Below are 10,515 nucleotides of genomic sequence, written 5' to 3'. Positions count from 1 at the left end.
CCCCTTGGGAAGGATGCCCGCCACGGGACGAAGCGCCAGCCAAGGGGAAAATGGCCAACGCTTCGCGTGACAAGTCAGAAGAAACCCAGCGCCTTGGGACTGTAGCTTACCAGCAGATTCTTGGTCTGCTGATAATGATCGAGCATCATCTTGTGATTTTCGCGCCCGATGCCCGACTGCTTGTAGCCGCCGAACGCCGCATGGGCGGGGTAGGCGTGGTAGCAGTTGGTCCACACGCGCCCCGCCTGGATGCCGCGACCCATGCGATAGGCCCGGCTGCCATCGCGCGTCCACACGCCAGCGCCTAGTCCGTAGAGCGTGTCGTTGGCGATCGCCAGCGCCTCTGCCTCGTCCTTGAAGGTTGTAACCGCAAGCACCGGCCCAAAAATCTCTTCCTGAAAGATGCGCATGCGGTTGTGCCCCTTGAGCACGGTCGGGGTGACGTAGAAACCCTCGGCCAAGTCGTCCTGGTGCACCGCACGGCCGCCGCCGGTAAGCACCTCTGCGCCTTCCTCCCGGCCGATGGCGATATAGGACAGGATCTTTTCGAGCTGGTCGTTCGACGCCTGTGCGCCGATCATCGTGTCGGGATCGAGCGGGCTACCCTGTCTGATCGCCTTTACCCGTGCGATCGCCCGCTCGATGAACCTTTCATAGATGGATTCCTGAATGAGCGCGCGGCTGGGGCAGGTGCACACCTCGCCCTGATTGAGCGCGAACATCGCGAAGCCTTCCAGACATTTGTCGAAATAATCGTCATCCGCGTCCATCACATCCTCGAAGAAGATGTTGGGCGATTTGCCGCCGAGCTCCAGCGTGACCGGGATCAGATTCTCGCTCGCATATTGCATGATGAGGCGGCCGGTCGTCGTCTCGCCGGTGAAGGCGATCTTGGCGATACGCTTGTTGCTGGCGAGCGGCTTTCCCGCTTCGACGCCGAAGCCGTTCACGATATTGAGCACGCCTGGTGGAAGCAGGTCGCCGATGATCTCAGTCAGCACCATGACCGACATCGGCGTCTGCTCGGCGGGCTTGAGAACGATGCAGTTGCCCGCCGCCAGCGCCGGCGCGAGCTTCCACACCGCCATCAGGATCGGAAAATTCCAGGGGATGATCTGGCCGACGACGCCCAGCGGCTCGTGAAAATGATAGGCGATGGTGTCATGGTCGATCTCGCTGATCGAGCCTTCCTGCGCGCGCGCGCAGCCGGCGAAGTAGCGGAAATGGTCGATCGCGAGTGGAATGTCGGCATGCGTCGTTTCGCGGATCGGCTTGCCATTGTCGATCGTCTCGGCAAGCGCGATGAGATCGAGATTGGCCTCCATCCGGTCCGCCATCTTCAGCAGGATGTTCGAGCGTTCGGTCGACGACAGCTTGCCCCACGCATCCTTCGCGGCATGGGCCGCGTCCAGCGCAGCCTCGATATCGGCAGCGGTCCCACGCGCGACCTGACATACGACTTGGCCCGTCACCGGCGAGATATTATCGAAATACTCGCCATTGGCAGGCGCAGCCCATTCGCCGCCGATATAATTGTCATATCGGTCGCGGATCAGCCTTGTGCCTTCGAATTTCGCCAGCGCCTGTTGCAGCATCATCCCGTCTCCCAAGATCAAGTCAGTCGTGAATCTTCGGGATCAGCATGGCGTTCATGGTGCGTCAGACAATTGGACCTTGGGTCGGCTCGTCGGCGCGCAGTTCGGGCTGGAAATCGACTTGATAATCTCCTGCAGAGAGATCTGGGCACAGCGCCCGAATCATCGCGGCAGCAAGGAACGACCTCAGCCCGCATATCTATCCTTTCTGCGTGATTGCTCTCTCGACTTCCATGCGAATGTCCGAAGTGCTGAGCATCAAACCGAGCATCTCGACTTCGATAAGCGCCGTATCTTCATTCCTAGCGCCAAGGCGGGCCAGCGGGAGCAGCCGATGACCAAGGCCCTGTCCGATTTCTTGAAGGCTCATCCGGAAGGCCTGCCCGGCGATGCCGAATGGCTGTTCCCGAACAATGCCAGTCAATCAGGTAGGGTGATGACGATACAGAAGGTCTACTGGCGGGTCATCAAGGCGGCTGGCCTCAATCCCGATGAAGTTCTGCGTCATAGGTTCCGTCATACAGCTATTACGCATCTGGCGCAGGCGGGTGTTGACCTTCCCACCGTTCAGAAGGTGAGCGGGCATAAAACTCTAGCTATGGTGGCACGCTCCGCCCATGCAAATGGCGAACATATGGATGCCGCGATGGACAACCTTGAGCGGCGCATCGCAGTGCCGATCTGAATCCATTAAACAGGAATTACACGCGGAAGAAAGCGCCACTCGCTTTTTAGCCGTAAATACGCTACTTTTCAGTAATTTAATGGTGCCCGGGGACGGAGTCGAACCGCCGACACTGCGATTTTCAGTCGCATGCTCTACCAACTGAGCTACCCGGGCACGGGGTCTTCCGGCGGCCAGGCCGCCCGATGGAGGCGTGCCTATAAGCGTCAATCCGCTTCGCTGTCCAGCCCTTCGTCACCATTTTTTTGCGCCGTTAGATCGGCCGACGCGCCGGGTACGCGATAGCCGTCGCCCAGCCATTGGAGCAGGTCGCGATCGCGGCAGGCGGGGCTGCAGAAGGGGCGCGAAGCGGGTTGCGACGACTGGCCGCAAATCGGGCAGGAGGCGGGTTTAGGCGACATGGCCCGCCGATATGGAGAGTGTCGCATCGATTGCCAAGGCAATCGCGCCGCCACGCCGGCGGGCGAGATGCTCGATCCAGTCTGGGCGCTTGCGCAACAGATCGATGATGGACGGCGCGGCGGTAATCGTCGCGGGGCCGCCTTGCCCGTGCCGTTCCGCCCGGCGTAGCAGCGCCATGGCGGCGGTGCGCACCGGATCATCGCGCAGCAACTCCATGAGGTTTGCACGCTCGCGCCGACGGATGATCTGGAGGAAGCCAAAGCCGTTCACCGCCGTGCGTTCGAAGGGGAGCGGCAGATATTTGTCGATCTGGGCGGCGGCGATCATCCGCTCGTCCTTGTTGTTCATGGTGGGCAGGTCGATGCCGATCGACCCTGCCAGGCCCATGCGGCGGATGGTCTGGGCCGCGAGCTTTGCCCCCTTGGGGCCTAGCTGCGCAGGTGGGAGCGAGCCATCCACGTCGATCAGCAGCATGGCCGGGGTGAGAAAGAGGCGCAGGGCGGCGGCTTCCGTGCCCACCTCTCCGCTCATTGCCTCCTCCATCAGTTCGCTCCACCCGTGCGCTTCCAGCCGATCTTCCTCATGCGCGGGGCACGGGACGACGGGAATGCCGGTGGCGCGGATGCGCTGCAACAGGCTGGGGCCGGGCTGGGGCTTGGCGCCCTGCGACGCGACACGGGCCTTGGCGCGTTTTGGGCGGCCTTCCTCCGGAACGGCTTCACGCAGGATTTCGACGAGGACGTTGGCACCCTCCGCAAGCCGGGGCGGGATGGGTTCGAGCAACGCTTCCTCGCCCGTTGTCAGACGCACAACACCTCGCTTGCGGGGAATGAGCGTGGCGACAAGGCGGCCTTGGACGACCGCGCCGGCGCGGACGACGTCGCTATCGCGTTCCACCAATGCCTCGGCCAGCCGGCCATGTTCGATCAGCGCGGCGCGAGCCTCGCCAATGCCTTCTTCATAGAGCCATTCGGCCATGGTTCAGTCCAGTGGATAGCCCGCTGCCTTGAGCAGCGCGCGGGTTTCGTAAAGGGGCAGGCCCATGATCGCGCTATGGCTGCCCTGAATGGCGCGGATCAGGCCGGCGGCACGGCCCTGTACCGCGTAGCCGCCAGCCTTGCCCCGCCATTCGTCGGTTGCGATGTAGGCGTCGATTTCCACCCGGTCGAGCCGCTTGAAGGCGACGATATTGCCCGAAAGCCGGTGACGCGCCCGGCCGTCCCCGTCAATCAGGGTAATGGCGCTCCACACGCGGTGGCGACGGCCGGAGAGGAGGGCGAGGCACTGGCGCGCCTCATCCGCGCTTTCCGTCTTGGGCAGGATCCGGCGGCCGGCGGCAACCACCGTATCGCCCGACAGGACGAGCGCGCCAGGATGCCGCAGCGCTACCAGCGCGCCCTTTTCGGCGGCGACGCGCATGGCGTAGGCGTTGGGCAACTCCGCTTTCAACGGCGTTTCGTCGATGTCGGCCGGATCGACCGCATCGGGCACAACGCCTATCTGACCCAGAAGGTCGCGCCGTCTGGGGGAAGCCGAAGCCAGGATGAGCCGCATCTTGATCTGCGGCTTATTTGAAGCGGTAGGTGATCCGACCCTTGGTCAGGTCGTAGGGGGTGAGTTCGACGAGCACTTCGTCGCCCACGAGCACGCGAATGCGGTTCTTGCGCATCTTGCCGGCCGTGTGGCCGAGAATTTCGTGATCATTTTCCAGACGCACGCGGAACATGGCGTTGGGGAGAAGCTCCACAACCTGTCCGCGCATCTCAAGCAGTTCTTCTTTGGCCATAATATCCCGGATATGCGTAAAATCGCGCCGCCATAGCGCCAAATGGTGCAAAATGAAAGTCAGGCGTGCGTGCCGTATCTGTCACCAGCGGCATGCAGGGCCGCGAAGACCGCATCGAGCTGTCCGGCATCGAGGCAATAGGGCGGCATCAGGTAGATGGTGTTGCCCAAGGGGCGCAGCAAGAGGCCCTTTTCCAGGAAAAAGGCGCGCAGGCGCGGAGCGAGGTCGGACAGGTAGCCGGCGTCCTGCGTGACAAGGTCGATCGCTGCGATCGTGCCAAGCTGGCGTGGGTTGGCGTAGGCGGGATGTCTGGCAAGAACGGTAAGGCGGGTGGCGATGCCGGCGGAGAGGGCTGCGATTCGCCCGAGCACATCCTCCTCTCGCCAAATGGCGATATTGGCGGCCGCGGCGGCGCAGGCGATGGCGTTGGCTGTGTAGCTGGACGAATGATAGAAGAGCTTCGCCCGATCGGTCGAGCGATGCGCGTCGAAGATCGGTGCGGTGGCGAGCGTGGCGGCCAAGGGAATGGCGCCGCCGGTGATACCCTTTGCCACGGCCATGATGTCGGGGACGATACCCGCCTGCTCGCAGGCGAACAGCGTGCCGGTGCGGCCCCAGCCCGTCATCACTTCGTCGGCGATGAAGAGCACGCCGTGGCGGCGGCAGATGGCGGCCATCTCCCGCAGGACTGGGGCAGGATAGACCAGCATTCCCCCGGCACCCAGGATCAGCGGCTCCACGATGAAGGCGGCAGGCTTTTGCGCGCAGGCAGCCTCCAGTGCCGCGAGGCAGGCTTGTTCCGCGCCAGGCGTGGGAAAGGGCACGGTGCCGACATCGAAGAGGAGCGGCGACCAGGCCGCGTTATAGACGCCCCTTTCCCCCACCGACATCGCGCCGATCGTGTCACCATGATAGCTGTGCTGCAGCACCAGGATGCGATGGCGGTCGGACTCCCCGCCATTATGCCAATAGCCGAGCGCCATTTTCAACGCGACCTCGACGGCGGTGGAGCCGCTGTCGGAATAGAAGACATGGGCGAGCGCTGGCTGACCGGGCGCGCGCGGGGCAAGATCGATCAGACCCTGTGCGACTTCCTCGGCCGGACCATGGGTGTAGCCAGCGAAGATCAGCTGGTCGAGCATGGCCGCCTGGCGCGCGATGGCGGCGGCGATGCGGGGTTCGCAATGGCCGTGGGTCGTGACCCACCAGCTGGAAATGCCATCGATGAGAGGGCGGCCATCCGCCAGATGCAGGACAGCGCCGTTTGCGCTGACGACCTCGGGGATCGGCTCTTCCAGGCCATGTTGGGTGAAGGGGTGCCAGACGGGAGAAGCCATGGCCGCGCTTAGCGCGCAAAAAAGGGGAGGCCAAGAGCCTCCCCTTCGTCATCGCTACATCCTGTTTATTGCTGCGGCGGCGTGGCCGGTGCCGCCGGTGCAGGGGCAGAGGGAGCCGTCGCGGCCGGCGCAGGCGGCGCTGCCGCCTGGATGCGCTGCTGCAGCGCGGGATCGGCGGCGGCAGCCTGGCCGATCTGGTTGAACTTTTCAGGCGCAATTCCTGACGCTTGCAGCGCGGCAACCATCTTCGGCTGCTTGTCGGCATCCGCGATCGATGTGTCCTGCTGAATCTTGGTCACTTCGACGGCAGCGGCCGCGAACTGCTTGATGTCGGCATCACTGAAATTGCTTGCTCCGGCAGCAGGTGCGGCAGGTGCGGCAGGTGCGGCCGGAGCCGCGGACTGCGCTGGTGCTGCAGGCTCGGCCTGAGCGAAAGCCGGGACTGCGGCGAACAGGGCGACCGAAGCGATGCCGGCCTTGAGGAATTTATGGCTGTTGAGACCCGTCAACATTCTTCTCCTTTTCGATCGGTTTGACGATCAGACGGACAAGCTGGGAAATCCGTTCCCATGTTGAAAGCTATCAACGGCGAGTCGTGCGATTCAAGGGATGACAAGCGCAAGATGAAAAGCGAACCGCATGAGAATAGCGGATCGTAGCGAGGTATGGATGGTCAGCCGGGTCGAACGAAAGCCGTCCGACCCGGCGGATCGACTTACCAGATCTTCACGCGGTCCTGCGGCGCGAGATAGATTTTGCCTCCGGGCGCAGGCTTGAACGCATCATACCAGCCGTCGAAATTGCGGACGATGTCGGCACGATATTGCGAGGGGGCATGCGGATCGGTCACCAGCCGTTGCCGCAGGTTCGCCTCGCGATAGTTGCGCCGCCACACCTGCGCCCAGCCAAGGAAAAAGCGCTGGTCGCCGGTCGTGCCGTCGATCACGGGCGCCGTCTTGCCCTTGAGCGACGCATGGTAGGCGTCCAGCGCTACCGCAAGGCCGCCCAGGTCGCCGATATTCTCGCCCAGCGTGAACGCGCCCTTCACATGCGCGCCTGGGAAGGGTTCATAGGCGTCATATTGCTTGACCAGCTTGTCGGTCAGCCCCTTGAAATTCGCGACATCCTGATCGGTCCACCACTGGTTGAGCTTGCCGGTCTCGTCATATTTCGCGCCCTGATCGTCGAAATGATGGCTGAGTTCATGGCCGATCACCGCGCCGATGCCGCCATAATTGACCGCCGGGTCGGCATGGGGATCGAAGAAGGGCGGCTGCAGGATGGCGGCGGGGAAGACGATCTCCACCATGCCGAAATTGGCATAGGCATTGATTTCCATCGGGGTCATGCCCCATTCCCAGCGATAGATGGGCTTGCCCAGCTTGCCGACATTATAGGCGAACTCGAACGCGTTGGAGCGCATGGCGTTGCCCAGCAGGTCGTCGCGCTTGATTTCCAGCCCGGCATAGTCGCGCCACTTGTCGGGATAGCCGATCTTGGGCGTAAAGGCGGCGAGCTTCTGGTGCGCGCGGGCCTTTGCGGTGGCGCTCATCCACGGCAGCGCGTCGATGCGGCGGCCCATTGCGGCAAGCACATTCTTCACCAGCTCGTCCATCGCCGCCTTGGTTTCCGGCGGGAAATATTGGGCGACATAGGCCTTGCCCACCTCCTCGCCCAGCGATTCCTTGAGGAAGGTGACGCCGCGCTTCCACCGCTCCTCGCGCTCGGGCGTGCCGGACAGGGTGGTGCCGTAGAAGGCGAAGTCGGCGTTCGCGATGCTGTCGGGCAGATAATCGGCATAGGCATGCAGGCTGGAGAGCAGCAGGCCATCCTTCAGCACCTGGATCGGGGCCTTGGCGATCAGCGCAGCCTCGCCGGTGACGGCGCTTGGCTGGGCAACCAGCAGGTCGGCGGGCTTCAGGTCGTTCGCCCCATAATAGGCCGCGAAGTCGAAGCCGGGCGCGGATTGCTGCAGCTGCGCCAACGTCATCTTGTTATAGGTCTTGTCGGCGTCGCGGCTGTCGATCTGCGACCAGTGGACCTTGGCGATTTCGGTCTCGAACGCCATCAACGCGGCCGCGCGCGCCTTCACGTCGCTCTCGCCTGCCAGGGTCAGCATCTTTTCCAGATGCGCGACATAGGCGGTGCGGATCGCCGCCATCTTCTCGCCAGGGTCGAGATAATAATCGCGGTCGGGAAGGCCGAGCCCCCCCTGCATCATGGAAAGGATATAGGTTTCAGGATCCTTGTCGTCCTGCCCGACATAGAAGCGGAAGGGGCCGCGGATGCCGGACCGGGCGGCCTTCGCCGCAATTCGCGCATAGGCGGCCTTGTCGTTCACGGCCTTGATCTCGGCAAGCCAGGGCTGGATCGGCGCCATGCCCTTCGCTTCGACCGCCGCCTGGTCCATATAGGAGGCGTAGGCGTTGCCGATCTTGCTGGCGGGATCGGCCTGGGCGGCCTCAAGGATGCCCTTGGTGCGTTCCAGCGACAGGTCGTCGAGCGTATTGAACGCGCCATAGTTGGACTTGTCGGCGGGAATCGGAGTGTTCTTCGCCCAAGTGCCGTTGGCATAGTCGTAGAAGTCGTCGCCCGGCTTGACCGACTTGTCCATGCCGGCGGTGTCGAAACCATAGGTGCCGTATGTGGGCTTCGCAGCGGCGGTTGGCGCTGGCGTCGCGGCCTGATCGGCATAGGCGGCTGTCGCCGCGAGAGCGAGCGCGCTGGCGGCAGCACCCAGGAGAAGTTTGTTCATCGAAGCGTCCCTTGCTTGTGACGATGCGCCCTTCCGGCGCGATCGGCCTGCGCTGGACTTGAACGCTCGTCAAACAGCCTTGTCCATGTCGTTGGTCGAAAATTATCGCCAGTTGAAAGTTATGGAAAGGTCGATGTGCGCGCGGAAGGCTGCGGCCAGATGGGCGGGATCGAGCGGATCGAGCAACGGCAGGCGGCCAAGCGAGGGAATGCCGGCGAGGCGCGGGACGATCCGCTCGTTTTCTTCATGTTGTTCGCCGATGAACGCGATGCCGGCGATGGGGATGTCGCGTGCTTTGAGCGCCTCGATGCTCAGCAGGCTGTGGTTGATCGTGCCAAGCGTGGTGCGAGTGCACAGGATGACCGGCTGGCCCCATTGGACGAACAGGTCTGCCATGGTCAGCGTTTCGCTGATGGGGACAAGCAAGCCGCCCGCCCCTTCAACCACCAGCGGGCCGTCCACCCGCGGCAGCGCCAACCGATCAAGGTCGATTTCCACTCCGTCGATTCGCGCGGCGAGATGCGGCGAGGCGGGCGTGGTCAGCCGATAGGCTTCGGGCAGGATGCGTGCTGCTGGCAGGCCGGAAAGGGCGGCGACAGTGTCCCGGTCCCCTTGCGGATCGAGGCCTGCCTGGATCGGCTTCCAGTAATAAGCGCCGAGCGCCCCGGCGAGGCCGGCGGCGAAGACCGTCTTGCCGACGCCCGTGTCGGTGCCGGTGACGACCAGGACGCTCATCCTATAACCCGCCGCAATTCCTGCCCCAGGGCGGCGACATCGGCGCGGCTGGCGTTGAGAGTCAGGGATATGCGCAGCCGGCTGGTGCCCGGCGGCACGGTGGGCGGGCGGATGCCGCGCACGTCGAATCCGGCCTCCTGCAACGCTGCGGCGGCGGCCATGGCCCGGCTGTCCTCGCCCAGGATGACCGGCAGGATCTGGCTGCGCGGGGCGGGCAAGCCGAGCGGCGCGCAGATGGCTTCGGCGGCGTCCTCCCGCAGGATCTTGAGCCGGTCGCGCAGGTCGCTGGCTTGTTCGATCCGGTCAAGCGCGGCCGACACCGCAACCGCCATCAAGGGCGAGGGTGCGGTCGAGAAAATGAAGGATCGGGCGCGGTTCACCAGATAGTCGATATGGACGCGTGAGCCGCAGATCAGCGCGCCTTCCGCTCCCATCGCCTTGCCGCATGTATGCAGGGTGATGACATTGTGCCGCCCATCGAGGCCGGAGGACAGGCCGCGCCCGCCCGGGCCGAAAACGCCAGTGCCGTGCGCTTCGTCGAGCAGCAGCATCGCCTCGTTCTTCGCCGCCACCTTTGCGAGGTCGGACAAGGGCGCCATGTCGCCGTCCATCGAATAGAGCGTCTCCACCGCGATCCAGACGCGGCCCTTGCCCCCTTCGGCGCGGAAGGCGGCGATGAGGTCGGCCACGCTCTGCACGTCATTGTGGCGGGCAAAGACGACTGTCGCCTTGCTCATGCGGATGCCGTCATGCGCGCTGGCATGGATCAGTTCGTCCGCGACGATCAGGTCGCCGCGCTGCGGCAGGGTGGCGAAGAGCGCGAGGTTGCCGACATAGCCGTTGGCGACGAACAAGCTCGCCTGGGTGCGGAAAAAATCGGCGGCCTTTGCTTCCAGCCCTTCATGTTCAGGCGCATTGCCGCGCAGCAGCCGCGATCCGCCCGAACCCAGCGGTACGCCGCGCGCCAGCGCGTCCGCCACCGCCTGCGCGATGATCGGGTCGCCCGAAAGGCCGAGATAGTCGTTGGAGGCGAAATCCCGCCCGGTCCGGGGCGAGAGGTGTCGCAGCCGTCCGCGCTGCTCCAGCGCGGCAAGCTGGGAACGGAAGGGTTCGGCGGTCATGGCGCGCGCTATAGGCCCACCAGCAAATGGCGGCAAGCGGCGCTTAACCCGGCTTATTCACGAGACTGAGGCTCCGGGCTTTTTGAGTGGTGGTGCGTT

11 protein-coding genes and 1 tRNA gene are annotated in these 10,515 nt (G+C 64.0%); 1 reads left to right on the top strand and 11 read right to left on the bottom strand.

What is annotated here, in order from left to right; translation table 11 throughout:
* Positions 1-74: 74 nt before the first annotated feature.
* Positions 75-1,595, bottom strand: coding sequence for an aldehyde dehydrogenase (adh, locus tag AX724_RS07265; protein WP_066764863.1), 1,521 nt, complete (start codon positions 1,593-1,595; stop codon positions 75-77).
* Between the two features lie 79 nt (positions 1,596-1,674).
* Here adh and AX724_RS07260 point away from each other — a divergent pair, with 79 nt between their 5' ends.
* Entirely contained in the window at positions 1,675-2,280 is a 606-nt protein-coding gene (locus AX724_RS07260) for a tyrosine-type recombinase/integrase (RefSeq protein WP_197421503.1), read from the top strand.
* Positions 2,281-2,360: 80 nt separating this feature from the next.
* On the opposite strand, the gene AX724_RS07255 is transcribed toward AX724_RS07260, so the two are convergent.
* The 10 genes from AX724_RS07255 to AX724_RS07210 form a co-directional block, all read right to left on the bottom strand.
* Positions 2,361-2,436: transfer RNA gene (locus AX724_RS07255), tRNA-Phe, on the bottom strand.
* Positions 2,437-2,486: 50 nt separating this feature from the next.
* Complete coding sequence (locus AX724_RS07250; RefSeq protein ID WP_066764852.1) at positions 2,487-2,681, bottom strand: DNA gyrase inhibitor YacG; 195 nt, start codon at positions 2,679-2,681, stop codon at positions 2,487-2,489.
* On the bottom strand, positions 2,671-3,660 hold the full coding sequence (locus AX724_RS07245) for a ribonuclease (protein ID WP_066764850.1): 990 nt from the start codon (positions 3,658-3,660) through the stop codon (positions 2,671-2,673). The genes AX724_RS07250 and AX724_RS07245 overlap by 11 nt, the downstream gene beginning before the upstream one ends.
* 3 nt (positions 3,661-3,663) lie before the next feature.
* Positions 3,664-4,236, bottom strand: a complete 573-nt coding sequence (locus tag AX724_RS07240) for a Maf family protein (protein ID WP_066764846.1) — start codon at positions 4,234-4,236, stop codon at positions 3,664-3,666.
* 13 nt (positions 4,237-4,249) lie between these two features.
* Positions 4,250-4,468 (bottom strand): translation initiation factor IF-1, encoded by a 219-nt coding sequence (gene infA / locus AX724_RS07235; protein WP_003049127.1) that lies wholly within the window; start codon positions 4,466-4,468, stop codon positions 4,250-4,252.
* Between the two features lie 59 nt (positions 4,469-4,527).
* The gene (locus AX724_RS07230; RefSeq protein WP_066764844.1) at positions 4,528-5,805 is read right to left on the bottom strand and encodes an adenosylmethionine--8-amino-7-oxononanoate transaminase; all 1,278 of its coding nucleotides are present in this window, start codon (positions 5,803-5,805) and stop codon (positions 4,528-4,530) included.
* Between the two features lie 65 nt (positions 5,806-5,870).
* Positions 5,871-6,314: a DUF4168 domain-containing protein gene (locus AX724_RS07225; protein ID WP_066764861.1), complete on the bottom strand. Its 444-nt coding sequence runs from the start codon at positions 6,312-6,314 to the stop codon at positions 5,871-5,873.
* Positions 6,315-6,520: 206 nt separating this feature from the next.
* The gene (locus tag AX724_RS07220) at positions 6,521-8,560 is read right to left on the bottom strand and encodes a M13 family metallopeptidase (RefSeq protein ID WP_066764841.1); all 2,040 of its coding nucleotides are present in this window, start codon (positions 8,558-8,560) and stop codon (positions 6,521-6,523) included.
* 102 nt (positions 8,561-8,662) lie between these two features.
* Positions 8,663-9,295 carry a dethiobiotin synthase gene (gene bioD / locus AX724_RS07215; protein ID WP_066764838.1) on the bottom strand — a complete coding sequence of 211 codons (633 nt, stop codon included), beginning with the start codon at positions 9,293-9,295 and terminating at the stop codon, positions 8,663-8,665.
* The gene (locus AX724_RS07210; RefSeq protein ID WP_066764837.1) at positions 9,292-10,416 is read right to left on the bottom strand and encodes an 8-amino-7-oxononanoate synthase; all 1,125 of its coding nucleotides are present in this window, start codon (positions 10,414-10,416) and stop codon (positions 9,292-9,294) included. Before AX724_RS07210 ends, bioD begins: the two co-directional genes overlap by 4 nt.
* Positions 10,417-10,515: the final 99 nt, after the last annotated feature.

Origin of the sequence: Sphingobium sp. CCH11-B1, assembly GCF_001556865.1 — a bacterium.
Classification (GTDB): domain Bacteria; phylum Pseudomonadota; class Alphaproteobacteria; order Sphingomonadales; family Sphingomonadaceae; genus Sphingobium.
Note: the sequence above shows the minus strand (reverse complement) of the source record. Positions and strands in the feature narration are given on the sequence as shown.